Origin of the sequence: Klebsiella sp. JB_Kp031 (assembly GCF_040064295.1) — a bacterium.
Taxonomy (GTDB): Bacteria; Pseudomonadota; Gammaproteobacteria; order Enterobacterales; family Enterobacteriaceae; genus Klebsiella; species Klebsiella quasipneumoniae.
Genome location: NZ_JBEAJW010000040.1, coordinates 276871 through 291771 on the forward strand (window position 1 = coordinate 276871; position 14901 = coordinate 291771).

At 59.0% G+C, this 14901-nt stretch carries 13 protein-coding genes; 5 read left to right on the top strand and 8 right to left on the bottom strand.

What is annotated here, in order from left to right; all coding sequences use genetic code 11:
- Window positions 1–10: 10 nt before the first annotated feature.
- Window positions 11–2104: a 4-alpha-glucanotransferase gene (gene malQ, locus ABLV64_RS21055; RefSeq protein WP_348842978.1), complete on the top strand. Its 2094-nt coding sequence runs from the start codon at window positions 11–13 to the stop codon at window positions 2102–2104.
- A 102-nt stretch (window positions 2105–2206) separates the two neighbouring features.
- Here the strand turns inward: malQ and gntT are convergent, their stop codons facing one another.
- The 3 genes from gntT to gntX form a co-directional block, all read right to left on the bottom strand.
- Complete coding sequence (gene gntT, locus ABLV64_RS21060; RefSeq protein ID WP_004202142.1) at window positions 2207–3523, bottom strand: gluconate transporter; 1317 nt, start codon at window positions 3521–3523, stop codon at window positions 2207–2209.
- A 336-nt stretch (window positions 3524–3859) separates the two neighbouring features.
- Complete coding sequence (nfuA, locus tag ABLV64_RS21065; RefSeq protein WP_004202143.1) at window positions 3860–4435, bottom strand: Fe-S biogenesis protein NfuA; 576 nt, start codon at window positions 4433–4435, stop codon at window positions 3860–3862.
- A 58-nt stretch (window positions 4436–4493) separates the two neighbouring features.
- On the bottom strand, window positions 4494–5168 hold the full coding sequence (gene gntX / locus ABLV64_RS21070) for a DNA utilization protein GntX (protein ID WP_048295667.1): 675 nt from the start codon (window positions 5166–5168) through the stop codon (window positions 4494–4496).
- A gap of 39 nt (window positions 5169–5207) precedes the next feature.
- On the opposite strand from gntX, the gene bioH reads away from it, so the two are divergent.
- Together bioH and ABLV64_RS21080 are read left to right on the top strand one after the other, a co-directional pair.
- Window positions 5208–5981, top strand: coding sequence for a pimeloyl-ACP methyl ester esterase BioH (bioH, locus tag ABLV64_RS21075; protein WP_004202147.1), 774 nt, complete (start codon window positions 5208–5210; stop codon window positions 5979–5981).
- A gap of 120 nt (window positions 5982–6101) precedes the next feature.
- Window positions 6102–6371 carry a YdgH/BhsA/McbA-like domain containing protein gene (locus ABLV64_RS21080; RefSeq protein WP_004202149.1) on the top strand — a complete coding sequence of 90 codons (270 nt, stop codon included), beginning with the start codon at window positions 6102–6104 and terminating at the stop codon, window positions 6369–6371.
- An 87-nt stretch (window positions 6372–6458) separates the two neighbouring features.
- Here ABLV64_RS21080 and feoC read toward each other — a convergent pair whose 3' ends face one another.
- From feoC to greB, 5 genes are all read right to left on the bottom strand, one after another.
- Window positions 6459–6698, bottom strand: a complete 240-nt coding sequence (gene feoC, locus ABLV64_RS21085; protein WP_004202151.1) for a [Fe-S]-dependent transcriptional repressor FeoC — start codon at window positions 6696–6698, stop codon at window positions 6459–6461.
- A 9-nt stretch (window positions 6699–6707) separates the two neighbouring features.
- Window positions 6708–9026, bottom strand: coding sequence for a Fe(2+) transporter permease subunit FeoB (feoB, locus tag ABLV64_RS21090; protein ID WP_117263978.1), 2319 nt, complete (start codon window positions 9024–9026; stop codon window positions 6708–6710).
- Window positions 9027–9054: 28 nt separating this feature from the next.
- Complete coding sequence (gene feoA / locus ABLV64_RS21095; RefSeq protein ID WP_004202154.1) at window positions 9055–9282, bottom strand: ferrous iron transporter A; 228 nt, start codon at window positions 9280–9282, stop codon at window positions 9055–9057.
- Window positions 9283–9694: 412 nt separating this feature from the next.
- Window positions 9695–12025, bottom strand: a complete 2331-nt coding sequence (locus ABLV64_RS21100) for a Tex family protein (RefSeq protein ID WP_004202157.1) — start codon at window positions 12023–12025, stop codon at window positions 9695–9697.
- Window positions 12026–12125: 100 nt separating this feature from the next.
- Entirely contained in the window at window positions 12126–12599 is a 474-nt protein-coding gene (gene greB, locus ABLV64_RS21105) for a transcription elongation factor GreB (protein WP_002920503.1), read from the bottom strand.
- Between the two features lie 227 nt (window positions 12600–12826).
- Here greB and ompR point away from each other — a divergent pair, with 227 nt between their 5' ends.
- Together ompR and envZ are read left to right on the top strand one after the other, a co-directional pair.
- Window positions 12827–13546: a two-component system response regulator OmpR gene (ompR, locus tag ABLV64_RS21110; RefSeq protein WP_001157751.1), complete on the top strand. Its 720-nt coding sequence runs from the start codon at window positions 12827–12829 to the stop codon at window positions 13544–13546.
- Entirely contained in the window at window positions 13543–14898 is a 1356-nt protein-coding gene (gene envZ / locus ABLV64_RS21115) for a two-component system sensor histidine kinase EnvZ (RefSeq protein ID WP_004202158.1), read from the top strand. Before ompR ends, envZ begins: the two co-directional genes overlap by 4 nt.
- Window positions 14899–14901 lie beyond the last annotated feature (3 nt).

Below are 14901 nucleotides of genomic sequence, written 5' to 3' on the forward strand. Positions count from 1 at the left end.
AGGAAGGCCTATGGAGAGTAAACGCCTCGATAATGCCGCGCTGGCGGCGGGCATCAGCCCCAGCTATATCAACGCGCACGGCAAGCCGCAGTCTATCGCGGCTGTCACCAAACAGCGTCTACTGGATGCGATGCATCGCTCAACCGCCGCCACGAAAGTGGCGGTTAACCCGCTGCCGAACGTGAAGATCTTCACCCACGGCAAAAAAATGTCGCTGCCGGTGGCAGGACGCGGTGAGTATCAGTGGATCCTGACCACTGAGGACGGTAAGCAGTATCAGGGTAAAACCCGCGGCGGCGAGACGCTGCCGCTGCCGGCCAAACTGCCGGAGGGGTATCACTCCCTGACGCTCACCCAGGAGGGGGAGCGCTGGCACTGCCGGACCATCGTCGCTCCGGCCCGCTGCTATGAGCCGCAGCCGCTGAAAGAGGGGAAAAAGCTGTGGGGCACCTGCGTGCAGCTGTATACCCTGCGTTCGGAGAAAAACTGGGGGATCGGCGATTTTGGCGATCTGCGCGCCATGCTGCCGGAAATCGCCCGCCGCGGCGGGTCGTTTATTGGTCTCAACCCGATCCATGCCCTCTATCCGGCGAACCCGGAGAGCGCCAGCCCCTATAGCCCGTCTTCACGTCGCTGGCTGAACGTTATCTACATCGACGTCAATGCGGTTGACGATTTCCAGCATAGCGAAGAGGCGCAGGCGTGGTGGCAGTCCTCAGCGACGCAGCAGGCCTTGCAGGCGGCGCGGCAAACGGATGATGTGGACTATACCGCGGTCACCACGCTGAAAATGACCGCGCTGCGTATGGCGTGGAAACGATTCTCTCGTCGTGAAGATGAGCAGATGACGGCGTTCCGCGAGTTTGTTCTGCGTGAAGGGGAAAGCCTTTACTGGCAGGCCGCTTTCGATGCGCTGCACGCCTGGCAGGTTCAACAGGACCCGCTGCGCTGGGGCTGGCCGGCCTGGCCGAAGGCCTTTCAGGATATCGACAGCCCGGAGGTCAAAGCCTTCTGCGCCGAGCATGAGGACGACGTCAGTTTCTATCTCTGGCTGCAGTGGCTGGCCTGGAGCCAGTTTGCCGCCTGCTGGGAAACCAGCCAGCGCGATGGGATGCCGATCGGCCTCTACCGCGATCTGGCGGTGGGCGTCGCCGAAGGCGGCTCGGAGACCTGGTGCGACCGTGAGCTGTACTGCCTGAAAGCGTCCGTGGGCGCGCCGCCGGATATTCTGGGTCCGCTGGGCCAGAACTGGGGCCTGCCGCCGATGGATCCGCATATTATTGCCGCTCGCGCCTATGAGCCGTTTATCGACCTGCTGCGCGCCAATATGCAGAACTGCGGCGCGTTGCGCATCGATCACGTGATGTCAGTGCTGCGTCTGTGGTGGATCCCCTATGGTGAAACCGCCGACCATGGCGCTTACGTTCAGTATCCCGTCGACGATCTGCTGTCGCTTCTGGCGCTGGAAAGCCAGCGTCATCGCTGCATGGTGATCGGCGAAGATCTGGGCACGGTACCGGTGGAGATCGTCAGCAAGTTACGCAACAGCGGCGTCTATTCTTATAAGGTGCTCTATTTTGAGAGCGATGCAGAGAAAACGTTCCGCGCGCCGGCGCTGTACCCGGAGCAATCAATGGCTGTGGCGACGACGCACGACCTGCCCACCCTCCGCGGCTACTGGGAAAGCGGCGATCTGACGTTAGGTAAAGCGCTGGGTCTCTATCCTGATGAGGTGGTGCTGCGCGGGCTGTACCAGGACCGTGAGCTGGCGAAACAAGGGCTGCTGGATGCGCTGCATAAGTACGGCTGTCTGCCCAAGCGTGCCGGTCATAAGGCCTCCCTGATGAGCATGACGGGGATCCTCAACCGGGGGATGCAACGTTATATTGCCGACAGCAACAGCGCCCTGCTGGGCCTGCAGCCGGAAGACTGGCTGGAGATGGCGTCGCCGGTCAATATTCCGGGCACCAGCACCGAGTACCCGAACTGGCGCCGGAAGCTTTCCGTCACCCTTGAGCAGATGTTTGCCGATGAACAGGTCAATAAGCTGATTAAGGATCTGGATAAACGGCGCAAGGCGGCGAGCAAAAAAGCCGCCTCCTGATGACTCCCCGCCGCGCGCTCCTCTGCGCGGCGAAGAGGATGTCCGATAAAAAAGGCCGGTCCGCATCATGCGGACCGGCCTTTTTCTGTGGCGGGAGTAACCTTAGACCACCATCCCCAGCAGCAGACAGCCTACCAGGCCGCAGACCGAGATAATGGTTTCCAGCACCGACCAGGACCTGATGGTCTCGCCGATGGTCAGGTTAAAGTACTCTTTGAACAGCCAGAAGCCCGGATCGTTCACGTGGGAGAAGATAACGCTGCCGGAGCCGACCGCGATAACCATCAGCTCCGGGCTGACACCGGTGGTGGCGATCAGCGGCGCGGCGATCCCGCCCGCGGTGATGGCGGCAACGGTCGCCGAACCCAGCGCGATACGCAGTACCGCGGCGATGGACCATGCCATAAACAGCGGAGACATATTCGATTCGTGCATGATAGAAGCGATGTATTTATCCATGCCGCTATCCACCAGCACCTGTTTGAAGGCGCCGCCGCCGCCGATGATCAACAGCATCATGGCGATGATTTTAATAGAAGAGGTCAGGGTATCGTTGATCTGCTCCATGGAGCGGCCGCGGTTCAAACCGAAGGTGAACAGGGCGATCAGTACCGCAATCAGGGTGGCCATCACCGGGTCGCCGAAGAATTCGGCAATCGGCAGGAAGGCGTGGCCCTTCGGCAGGATCATCTCGGCCACGGCGCGCATCGCCATCAGGATCACCGGAACCAGCGAGGTCCAGACGCTGACGCCAAAGCCAGGCATCTCTTCTTCAGTGAACACTTTCGGGTTATGCAGGCCTTCCGGGATCGGCTTATCAATGCCTTTCAGGAAACGGGCGAAAACCGGGCCGGCGAGAATAACCGTCGGGATAGCCAGAATGGTGCCATAGAGCAGCGTCTTACCCATATCGGCGTGGAAGATGGTGGCGATCGCGGTCGGACCCGGGTGCGGCGGCAGGAAGCCATGGGTGACGGAGAGCGCGGCGGCCATCGGTACGCCGACGTACAGCAGCGGAATACGGGCCGAGGCGGCGATGGTAAACACCAGCGGCAGCATCAGCACGAAGCCCACTTCATAGAACAGGGCGAAACCGACGGTGAAGCCCGTCAGGACCACCGCCCATTGAATATGCTTCTTACCGAACTTATTGATAAGCGTGGTGGCGATACGCTGAGCGCCGCCGCAGTCTGCCAGCAGCTTACCGAGCATAGCGCCGAAGCCCATGATCAGCGCGAGGCTGCCAAGGGTGCCGCCAACGCCGTTTTTGATGGAAACGATCACTTTATCCAGTGGCATACCCTGCATTAATCCGACGGCGAGCGCCACCAGAACCAGCGCAATGAAGCCGTTCATTTTGAAACGGATCATTAACAGCAATAACAGGGCAACCCCGATAGCAACGATGACTAATGGCATGATTTACCTGGCCTTAATTTGTTATGGGTAACGTCAAAGTTTGAACCTGTAGAGCATCCGCTCCGTCAGGGAGCAAAATAGTCTGGCACCGTAAACGCTTGCATTATCCTTACCCAGAGAAAGGATAGCTGGCTATTTTTTTGCCGGTGGTGCCTGAAGTGGATGATACGGGTAACATGTGAGGGTTGAGAATCACCTGACCGGGGAAAATGTTAAATATGAGACTTAAGTCATACTCTTTCCCCGGTTTTTGCCGGTCGTTTAGTGGGAGATGTTGCGCGGTAACACAGAAAGGAGCAACGAGAGCCGGCGACAGGGTGCCGCCGGAGGAAAGGCTTAGTAGTAGGAGTGCTCGCCGCGCTGGTGCTCGGTCAGATCGCGAACCCCTTTCAGCTCTGGAAACTCGTTCAGCAGCTGTTTTTCAATACCTTCTTTCAGGGTTACGTCGACCATCGAGCAGCCATTGCATCCGCCGCCGAACTGCAGGATAGCCAGACCGTCGTCGGTGATCTCCATCAGCGACACGCGACCGCCGTGGCCGGCCAGCTGCGGGTTAATCTGCGACTGCAGCAGGTACTCGACGCGCTCCATCAGCGGGGCATCGTCAGCGACTTTGCGCATTTTGGCGTTCGGCGCTTTCAGGGTCAGCTGCGAGCCAAGCTGGTCGGTGACGAAATCAATTTCAGCGTCTTCCAGATAGGGCGCGCTGAGCTCATCGACATAGGCGGTCAGCTGTTCAAATTTCAGCGCCGTGTCGGTGTCTTCCACCGCATCCGGTGGGCAGTAGGATACGCCGCACTCAGCGTTTGGGGTGCCGGGATTAATCACAAATACGCGAATTTGCGTCCCTTCTTCCTGATTTGCCAGCAGTTTGGCAAAGTGCGCTTGTGCAGCATCGGAAATACGGATCATAGCGTTGGCCTAATAGTTGACTATTTTACTGGGTTATAATACGCCCATCAGCGGGGGTCTACAAGGTACGGCATATACACCATACCTGAACCGTCGCGGCGCCGTTTCGCAAAAGCAGGCGGGATATCTCGGCGACGGTGCTGCCGGTCGTGACGACATCATCCACCAGAGCGATATGGAGTCCCTGGACGGCAAATTCAAGCTGAAAGGCATTTTTCAGGTTCTGCCTGCGCAGGCGGGCATTGAGCGAATGCTGCACGGCGCCCGCTCGCTGGCGCGTCAGGCCGTCGCGACGCCAGACGCACCCACGCCAGCGGGCCAACGGTCGGCACAGCTCATCGCACTGATTATAACCCCGGCGCCAGCGGCGGCGATGCCACAGCGGCACGCCGACCAGCGCGTCTACCGGCGGCAAATCGTCGCGCTGTTTAAGGCGCAGCAGCAGCAGGCGCGCCAGGGCGGGGCCCAGTTCCGGACGATGGTGAAACTTCAGCTGCCGCACCAGGTCGCTCAGCGGCGAACGATAGTCATTGACCGCCACCATTCGATGCCAGGGCGGCGGCTTTTGCAGGCAGCGGCCGCAGGGATGCCGGGACATTGCCGCCGGCAGGCCGCACTGCGGGCAGAGCGGGGGGCAGGCGAGCAGGGCGCGGCTGCAGCGAGAGCAGATCCCCCAGCGGGCGACCGCCAGCGGCATTTGGCATAGCCAGCATAAGCTGTGTGCTGTTAGCATATTTGGCCTTCTGTCCAGTAAAAAAGAGAACGGTAACGGATGAACGACATCTGGTGGCAAACAATCGGCGAAGGTGATTGTCATCTTGTGCTGCTGCACGGTTGGGGACTGAACGCTCAGGTCTGGGATTGCATCACGCCGCAGCTGGCTTCGCATTTTACCCTTCACCTGGTGGACCTGCCTGGCTATGGCCGTAGCGGCGGGTTTGGGGCGATGTCGCTGGAGGCGATGGCGCAGCGGGTGCTGGAGCAGGCTCCGCCTCAGGCGGTGTGGCTGGGCTGGAGCCTGGGCGGGCTGGTGGCCAGCCAGGTCGCGATTATGCGTCCGCAACGGGTGCAGGCGCTGGTAACGGTTGCCTCTTCCCCCTGTTTCGCGGCTCATGAGGACTGGCCCGGCATCAAGCCGGAGGTGCTGGCCGGATTTCAGCAGCAGCTGAGCGAGGATTTCCAGCGCACCGTCGAGCGGTTCCTCGCACTGCAAACCATGGGAACGGAGAGCGCCCGTCAGGATGCGCGAGCGTTAAAGCAGGCGGTGCTCTCGCTGCCGATGCCTTCCGCTGAGGCGCTGAACGGCGGTCTGGAGATCCTCAGAACCGTCGATCTGCGCCAGGCGCTGGTCGGGCTGCCGATGCCGTTTCTGCGGCTGTACGGTCGACTGGACGGGTTGGTGCCGCGCAAGATTGTCCCGCTGCTGGATAAGCTATGGCCGGAAAGCGAGTCAATTCTCTTTGACAAGGCAGCGCATGCGCCATTTGTTTCCCATCCCGCGGCCTTTTGCGAGCCGCTGATGGCGCTCAAAAAACGGCTGGGGTAATTTTTTTTGCCGCGCCATGGTAAAAGGGCCATTCACAGCAATACTTAGGTTGTTACGGTGGTTGATTATTTCATTCCGCCACCGTGACCTACAATAACAACCTAATGGAGAGTAGAGGCTATGAAACTTGTTACAGGAATGGTTGCATCTCTGGTGATTGGCTGTCTTTCTTTTGGCGCATTCGCAGCGAAAGAGATCCAAAAAGAGGACGTGGCGAAGATGAATCTGACCAAGGTCGGCAGCATCACGACCTCAAGGACGACCTCGCCGATGGACGCCCGACGCGATCTGTCGAAAAAAGCTGATGAGCTGGGTGGAAAATATTTTGTGGTGATTGCCGGGCAGAAAAACGAAAAAACCGTTCACGCTAACGCTGACGTGTATAAATAATCCAGTCATAAAAAACGGGCCTGTTGGCCCGTTTTTCTCTGCTGTCACACTCGTTTTACCCCATGGCGCTGGCTGGCCTTACTCCCTTCATCGCAGCGCCCACCACTCCTGCTGGCACGCCGCTTTCCCTTCAGGACAGCTTTTACAGCTGCCGGAGAGGCAGCCCTCGCTCGTTTCGCTGATCCGTACCACCTTGCCCATGGCTTCCATGCGTTCGAGCATGGCGTCAATCAGCGGCTGAGGCGTCCGCAGGCGGGCGCTGAGCTGTTTCGCCTCCATGCGGCCCTGCAGGGCCAGCATATCGCGGACTTCCATTAACGACGCCACCGCTCCTCCTTAGTGGCAATCGCCAGCCGGGCTGGAACAGCAGGAGGTCGGCGTTTTCCGGGTGGCCAGCAGCGAGACGTCAACCCGGCTGCGCGCCCGACGCAGCAGACCGAAGAGCACCACGTTGAACAATACCACCGCCAGGATACACGCCAGGCTGTAGCGCGGATGGTCGCTAAAGCTGACGGTCTGGTAGTAGAGCGTCGAGAGCGAATAGGCGATATTCAGTCCCCACAGAATGGAGAAGGTCATCCAGCCGCGGCTCGATTCGCGGGCGATGGCGCCCATCACCGAGATGCAGGGGATGTAGAGCAGAACGAAGATCAGGTAGCTGTAAGCCGCCGCGGCGCTGCCAAATTTACTGCCCATCACGCCCATCGCGCCGGTGCCCATTTCGCCATCGCCTTTGCTGGCTTCGATGGGGTTGGCCAGGACGCTGAGGCTGAAGGTGTCTTTCAGTCCCTGCCATGTCTCGTCGACGGCCGCCAGCAGTTCTTCGCCGAGGCTGAAGGTCTGCGGATTGAACTCCTCGTTCTGGATATCTTCGGCGGTATAGAGGGTGTTCAGCGTACCGACCACCACCTCCTTCGCCATCGCGCCGGTAAACAGGCCCACGGTGGCCTGCCAGTTATCTTCATGTACGCCGATCGGTTTAAACACCGGAGTAATGACCCGGCTCACCGAGGCCAGCGCGGAGTCGTTGATGTTGTCGACGACCTTACCGCTCAGCGAGAAGCTGTTCAGCGCGCTGAGGAAGATGCTGACAATGACGATCACCTTCCCGGCGCGCAGCACAAAGCCTTTCAGGCGCTGCCAGGTCTGGATAATCAGGCTCTTGATATGCGGGACGTGGTACACCGGCAGCTCCATCACGAACGGCGAGGCTTCGCCGCGCATAATGGTGTGCTTCAGCATCAGGCCGGTGAGAATGGCCATCACAATGCCCAGCACGTAGAGCGAGAAGACCGCCAGCGCGCCGTTCTGACCAAAGAACGCGGCCGCGAAGACGGCGAAGATCGCCAGCCGCGCGCCGCAGGACATAAACGGCGCCATCATAATGGTCATCAGACGTTCGCGCGGGGCGTCGAGGGTGCGGGCGCCCATCACCGACGGCACGTTACAGCCGAAACCGACAATCAACGGGACAAAGGATTTTCCCGGCAGGCCGAGGGCTTGCATCAGGCGGTCCATGACAAAGGCGGCGCGCGCCATGTAGCCGGAGTCCTCAAGGAAAGAGAGGAACAGATACATCATGCCGATCTGCGGCACCAGCGGCAGCACGGTGTTGATACCGCCGCCGATCCCCTGGGCGAGGAACACGGTCAGCCAGTCCGGGAAGTGCAGGGTGTAGCCCAGCCATTGAATACCGTGAATAAAGACCGCGACCGAGCCGGCGTCAAAAATCGGCTGCAGCGCGCCGCCGATGTTGATCGCCAGCAGGAACATCAGATACATGACAAAGAGAAAAATCGGCAACCCGAGGAAGCGGTTGAGGATCACCTTGTCCATCGCCGCGGTAAAGCGGCTTGGCTCGGCGGTCAGGGTGTTACTGACGGCGTCGCAAATGGCGGCGATGGTCTGATAGCGCGCGTCAGCGATATGCAGCGCCGGGTCGTCGATCTCGTCGCTAAGATTCGCCAGGGCGATATCCAGTTTATCGGCGGCGTCGCCGGCATAGGCCCGGCTGTAGATGTCGCCCTCCAGCATCTGCAGACCGAGCCAGCGCCGTTGCTTGACCGGGATCTGCGCTGACATCTGCTGCGCCAGCAGGTCAGCTTCGCGCAGCAGCGGCTGCGGATAATGGACCAGCTCAATATCGCTGTTCGCCTGATGACGGTCGAGGGCAATCTTCAGCGCTTCGATCCCGCGTCCGCGGGTCGAAACCAGCGGAATGACCGGGCAGCCGAGGCGCGCGGCGAGGGCATCGATATCGATACGCACCTGCTGCTTTTCGGCAATATCCAGCATGTTCAGCGCCACGACGCAGGGGATCCCCAGCTCAAGCAGCTGCAGCGTCAAATAGAGGTTTCGCTCGAGGTTGGAGGCGTCGACCACGTTAATCAGCATGTCGGCCTCGCCGCTGAGGATGTAGTGGCAGGCGATCTGCTCGTCCAGCGAGGTCTGCGAAGAGATGGTGGTCAGAGAGTAGGTCCCGGGGAGGTCAACCAGCGTGACCTGGTGGTCAGTGGTGGCGAATACGCCCTCTTTACGCTCAACGGTGACCCCGGCCCAGTTGCCCACGCGCTGGCGGGCGCCGGTCAGTTGATTAAATAAAGTGGTCTTGCCGGAATTAGGATTACCAATTAAACCAACGGTTAATTTTTTCATATTTCAGACTCTTGTGCCGGGCCAGCCGTTATTGTGCAACCGCTTCCAGTTCGATTAAGGCGAGATCTTTTTTGCGTAATACCAAACTGACGCGTCGGGTTTCAATATGAACAGGATCGCCGAGCGGCGCCACGCGCACCACATGAAAAGAGGATCCGGGCAGCATGCCGAGGGAGAGCAATTTCTGACGGTATGCTGGGCTAATATCGCGGGAGAATCCAATGATTTTCCACGCACTATCAGGTGTGAATTGCATAGGGCCTACTTGTCTATCGCTAACCGAAGATGAATTGACCGGGCGTCGGGATGTCACCGCGCCGGATACCATAGCCAACGAAAAAAGAAAAAATCATTCTGAAAGTGATGATAATGAGAATGGTTTTTATCATCAATACATATGATGCGATCAACGCTATTTTTAAAGCGGAAATCACTTTTTTATTGATGTGCCGCAAAATCTGTCTGTGATCGAAAATGCACGAAATATTATTTCGGCGATCTAATGTTTAATTAAGGTTTCTTAAGTTAACGAAATGAAAATATTAATTTCGCTGTCTTCAGGCGTGGAATAAAAACAGGTTATCAGAAACAACTGAACCTGTTTTGCGCGTGATGGCGATGGCCTGGTCATGAAAAGAAAACTGCCCCTGAAAAGGGGCAGGGTGGGATTAGCGTTTTTTACCCATCGCCGCCGCGAGGGCATCCATCATCGCGCTGTTGCCGGCAGGCTGCGCGTCGCGACCGCGAGGTTTGGCGGCTTTCGCGGCCGGGCGGTTGCCCTGCGGGCGATCCTGACCGCCGCCGCGGCGGGCGTTGCTGTCGCCCGGCTGCTCGTCGAGACGCATGGTCAGGGCGATACGCTTACGCGGCAGATCGACTTCCATGACCTTGACCTTCACGATGTCGCCCGCTTTCACCACGGTGTGCGGATCTTCAACAAACTTGTCAGAAAGCGACGAAATGTGGACCAGTCCGTCCTGATGGACGCCGATATCGACAAATGCGCCGAAGTTGGTGACGTTGGTGACGGCCCCTTCCAGAATCATCCCCGGCAGCAGATCGTTCATGGTCTCTACGCCGTCTGCGAACTTCGCTGTCTTAAACTCCGGACGCGGGTCGCGGCCCGGTTTTTCCAGCTCTTTGATGATGTCGGTCACGGTCGGTACGCCGAACTTCTCATCGGTGAAATCCACGGCCTTCAGGTGGCGCAGCGCACTGCTATTGCCCATCAGATCTTTCAGCGCCTGCTGGGTAGCGGCCAGAATGCGTTCGACCACCGGGTAGGCTTCCGGGTGAACGGTGGAGGCATCCAGCGGGTTGTCGCCGTGGTTGATACGCAGGAAGCCGGCGCACTGTTCAAAGGCTTTCGGCCCCAGGCGGCTGACCTTCAGCAGCTGCTGGCGGTTCTGGAACTGGCCGTTCTCGTCGCGCCAGGCGACGATGTTCTGCGCCATCATGCGGGTCAGGCCGGCCACGCGGGTCAGCAGCGGCACGGAGGCGGTGTTCAGGTCAACGCCAACGGCGTTCACGCAGTCTTCCACCACCGCGTCCAGCTTACGCGCCAGCTGGGTCTGGCTGACATCGTGCTGATACTGGCCGACGCCAATGGATTTCGGGTCGATTTTCACCAGCTCGGCCAGGGGATCCTGCAGACGGCGGGCAATGGAGACCGCGCCGCGCAGCGACACGTCGAGGTCAGGGAACTCCTGCGCCGCCAGCTCGGAGGCGGAGTAAACGGAAGCCCCGGCTTCGCTGACGATCACCTTCTGGGCGGTGACCTTCGGGAACTGTTTCTGCACGTCGAGGAAGAAACGCTCGGTTTCACGCGAGGCGGTGCCGTTGCCGATCGCCACCAGCTCGACGTTGTGCTTCTCGCACAGCGCCGCCACGACAATCGCCGCTTTAGCCGCCTGGCCGGTGTGGGGGTAGATGGTATCGGTGGCCACCAGTTTGCCGGTACCGTCAACCACGGCCACTTTCACCCCGGTGCGCAGGCCCGGGTCAAGGCCCATGGTAGCGCGCAGCCCGGCGGGCGCAGCCATCAGCAGGTCGTGCAGGTTGCGGGCGAAGACGTTAATAGCTTCGTCTTCGGCGCGCTCGCGCACGGTACCCATCAGCTCGGTTTCGAGATGCATCAGGACTTTGATCCGCCAGGTCCAACTGACGACGCCTTTACGCCAGCTGTCCGCCGGGGCGTTATTCAGGCGCAGGCCCAGATGGTCGATAATAATCTGCTCGCAGTGGCTCTCTTTCGGCGGCTCGTCAAACTGCGGGTCAGCGTTTAAAGAGAGCTGCAGGACGCCTTCGTTGCGACCGCGGAACATCGCCAGCGCGCGATGCGACGGCACGGTGGCGATCGGTTCATGGTGATCGAAGTAGTCGCGGAATTTGGCGCCTTCCTCTTCTTTGCCGCTGACGACGGTGGAGACCAGGTGGGCGTTTTTCCACAGATAGTCACGGACCTTCGCCAGCAGCGCGGCGTCTTCGGCAAAACGCTCCATCAGGATATAGCGCGCGCCATCCAGCGCCGCTTTGCTGTCGGCCACGCCTTTATCGGCATCAATATATTTTGCGGCTTCCGTTTCCGGATCGTGGGACGGTTCGTTCCACAGCAGGTCAGCCAGCGGCTCCAGCCCCGCTTCGATAGCGATTTGCCCGCGGGTGCGGCGCTTCGGTTTATACGGCAGGTAGAGATCTTCCAGTTCAGTTTTGCTGAGCGTGGTGTTGATGGCTTTTTCCAGCGCGTCGGTCAGTTTGCCCTGTTCAGCGATGGATTTGAGGATCGCCTGACGACGGTCTTCCAGTTCGCGCAGATAGCCGAGGCGGGTTTCCAGATTACGCAGCTGCGTGTCATCCAGACCGCCGGTGACTTCTTTACGATAACGTGCAATAAACGGCACGGTGTTCCCTTCATCAAGCAGGCGAACGGCAGCTTCTACCTGTTCGGCTCTGGCCTGAAGTTCACCCGCAATAATGCGGCAGAGCGAATCATTCATCATGGCTTTTAATTCATCTTTAGGGTCAAAAATCAGGGACTAGTTATACGGACTGACGGCTGAAAATGCCAGTCGCGCCGGGCGTCTCTCGGAAAGTTCTTGTCTATTTAACGTATTCGATCTCGTTGACATACCAGCTGGCTTCGCCCGCCGGCGTGTTGACGATGGCCAGATCGCCAACCTCTTTTTTTAACAGTGCGCGCGCCATCGGCGAGTCGATGGAGATATAGTCTTTGCGGCCAAAAATTTCATCGTAACCGACGATGCGAAAGCGCTTGATATCGCCTTCATCGTTTTCAATCTCTACCCAGGCGCCGAAGAAGACTTTACCTTCCTGTTGCGGCGAGTAATCGACAATTTTCAACTGTTCCAGACATTTGGTCAGATAGCGGACCCGGCGATCGATCTCGCGCAGGCGCTTTTTGTTGTACTGGTAATCCGCGTTCTCGCTGCGGTCGCCAAGGCTGGCGGCCCAGGTCACCTTTTTGGTCACTTCCGGGCGCTCCTGGCGCCACAGGTAGTCCATCTCCTGCTTCAGTTTTTCATATCCCTCGCGGGTGATCAGCGGCGTTTTCATCGTGAGTTCAACCTTCTGACAGTCTGTCGTTGCGCACAATTTGTAGCGCGTAATAATACCGACAGGATAAATACTGTGTCTTATGATTAAATGTATACTTAACCTGCTGTTAAATATGCTTTGTAACAATTTAGCCTGGAATATATACCAGATTTAGCTGGTGAGCGCGCCGGGCTTTTTTGAGAATACGCACTGACTATTGCAGTGAACCTTTGGGAGTACAAACAATGCAAGAGAATTATAAGATTCTGGTTGTGGATGACGACATGCGCCTGCGTGCGCTGCTCGAACGTTATCTGACCGAGCAGGGCTTCCAGGTTCGTAGCGTGGCGAACGCCGAACAGATGGATCGTCTGTTAACCCGCGAATCCTTCCACCTGATGGTGCTGGATCTGATGCTGCCTGGGGAAGATGGTCTCTCGATTTGCCGCCGTCTGCGCAGCCAGAGCAACCCGATGCCGATCATTATGGTGACGGCGAAAGGCGAAGAGGTTGATCGTATTGTGGGCCTGGAGATCGGGGCCGACGACTACATTCCGAAGCCGTTCAACCCGCGTGAACTGCTGGCCCGCATCCGGGCGGTGCTGCGCCGTCAGGCGAACGAGCTGCCGGGCGCGCCGTCGCAGGAAGAGGCGGTTATCGCCTTTGGTAAATTCAAACTGAACCTGGGCACCCGCGAGATGTTCCGTGAAGACGAGCCGATGCCGTTGACCAGCGGCGAGTTTGCGGTCCTGAAGGCGCTGGTAAGCCATCCTCGTGAGCCGCTGTCGCGCGATAAGTTAATGAACCTCGCTCGCGGCCGCGAATACTCTGCGATGGAGCGTTCCATCGACGTACAGATCTCCCGCCTGCGCCGCATGGTGGAAGAGGACCCGGCGCATCCGCGCTATATCCAGACCGTCTGGGGTCTGGGCTACGTCTTCGTCCCGGACGGTTCTAAGGCATGAAACGCGTGCGCTTTTCGCCGCGCAGCTCCTTTGCTCGCACGCTGCTCCTGATCGTCACCTTGCTGTTCGTCAGCCTGGTGACGACCTATCTGGTAGTACTGAATTTCGCGATCCTGCCAAGTCTCCAGCAGTTTAATAAAGTATTGGCCTACGAAGTGCGTATGCTGATGACTGATAAGCTGCAGCTGGAGGATGGCACCCAGCTGGTGGTGCCCCCGGCGTTTCGCCGTGAAATTTATCGCGAGCTGGGGATTTCGCTCTATTCCAATGAAGCGGCGGAAGACGCAGGCCTGCGCTGGGCGCAGCATTATGAATTCTTGAGCCAACAGATGGCTCATCAGCTTGGCGGCCCCACTGAGGTGCGGGTGGAGGTCAATAAAAGCTCCCCCGTGGTGTGGCTGAAGACCTGGCTGTCGCCCAATATTTGGGTGCGGGTGCCGCTGACCGAGATCCATCAGGGCGACTTCTCGCCGCTGTTCCGCTATACCCTGGCGATCATGCTGCTGGCGATAGGCGGCGCCTGGCTGTTTATCCGTATTCAGAACCGCCCGCTGGTGGATCTGGAGCATGCGGCGCTGCAGGTCGGGCGCGGCATTATTCCGCCGCCGCTGCGCGAGTATGGCGCCTCCGAAGTGCGTTCGGTGACGCGCGCCTTCAACCACATGGCCGCGGGCGTGAAGCAGCTGGCCGACGACCGTACGCTGCTGATGGCTGGGGTCAGCCATGATTTACGGACTCCGCTGACCCGCATTCGTCTGGCCACCGAGATGATGGGCGAGCAGGACGGCTATCTCGCGGAGTCGATCAACAAAGATATCGAAGAGTGCAACGCCATCATCGAGCAGTTTATCGACTATCTGCGCACCGGGCAGGAGATGCCGATGGAGCTGGCGGATCTGAATGCGGTGCTGGGGGAAGTGATCGCTGCGGAGAGCGGCTATGAGCGGGAGATCGCCACCGCCCTGCAGGCCGGCGAAATTCCGGTACGCATGCATCCTCTGTCTATCAAGCGCGCGCTGGCGAATATGGTGGTCAACGCGGCCCGCTATGGCAATGGCTGGATCAAGGTCAGCAGCGGCAGCGAAGCGAGCCGGGCCTGGTTCCAGGTAGAAGATGACGGACCGGGGATTAAACCTGAGCAGCGAGAGCACCTGTTTCAGCCGTTTGTACGCGGCGACAGCGCCCGCAGCACCAGCGGCACCGGGCTGGGGTTGGCGATTGTTCAGCGTATTATCGATAATCACAACGGGCGGCTGGAGATTGGCTCCAGCGAACGCGGCGGGTTACTGATCCGCGCCTGGCTGCCGGTGCACCGGGTGCTGGCGCCGATGAAACCGGCCAAAGAGAGCTGATCG

What these genes read in the sequence shown, in the direction of transcription:
- malQ (WP_348842978.1), top strand. Translation starts at nt 11, where the DNA reads ATGGAGAGTAAACGCCTCGATAATGCCGCGCTGGCGGCGGGCATCAGC.
- gntT (WP_004202142.1), bottom strand. Translation starts at nt 3,523, where the DNA reads ATGCCATTAGTCATCGTTGCTATCGGGGTTGCCCTGTTATTGCTGTTA.
- nfuA (WP_004202143.1), bottom strand. Translation starts at nt 4,435, where the DNA reads ATGATCCGTATTTCCGATGCTGCACAAGCGCACTTTGCCAAACTGCTG.
- gntX (WP_048295667.1), bottom strand. Translation starts at nt 5,168, where the DNA reads ATGCTAACAGCACACAGCTTATGCTGGCTATGCCAAATGCCGCTGGCG.
- bioH (WP_004202147.1), top strand. Translation starts at nt 5,208, where the DNA reads ATGAACGACATCTGGTGGCAAACAATCGGCGAAGGTGATTGTCATCTT.
- ABLV64_RS21080 (WP_004202149.1), top strand. Translation starts at nt 6,102, where the DNA reads ATGAAACTTGTTACAGGAATGGTTGCATCTCTGGTGATTGGCTGTCTT.
- feoB (WP_117263978.1), bottom strand. Translation starts at nt 9,026, where the DNA reads ATGAAAAAATTAACCGTTGGTTTAATTGGTAATCCTAATTCCGGCAAG.
- feoA (WP_004202154.1), bottom strand. Translation starts at nt 9,282, where the DNA reads ATGCAATTCACACCTGATAGTGCGTGGAAAATCATTGGATTCTCCCGC.
- ABLV64_RS21100 (WP_004202157.1), bottom strand. Translation starts at nt 12,025, where the DNA reads ATGATGAATGATTCGCTCTGCCGCATTATTGCGGGTGAACTTCAGGCC.
- greB (WP_002920503.1), bottom strand. Translation starts at nt 12,599, where the DNA reads ATGAAAACGCCGCTGATCACCCGCGAGGGATATGAAAAACTGAAGCAG.
- ompR (WP_001157751.1), top strand. Translation starts at nt 12,827, where the DNA reads ATGCAAGAGAATTATAAGATTCTGGTTGTGGATGACGACATGCGCCTG.
- envZ (WP_004202158.1), top strand. Translation starts at nt 13,543, where the DNA reads ATGAAACGCGTGCGCTTTTCGCCGCGCAGCTCCTTTGCTCGCACGCTG.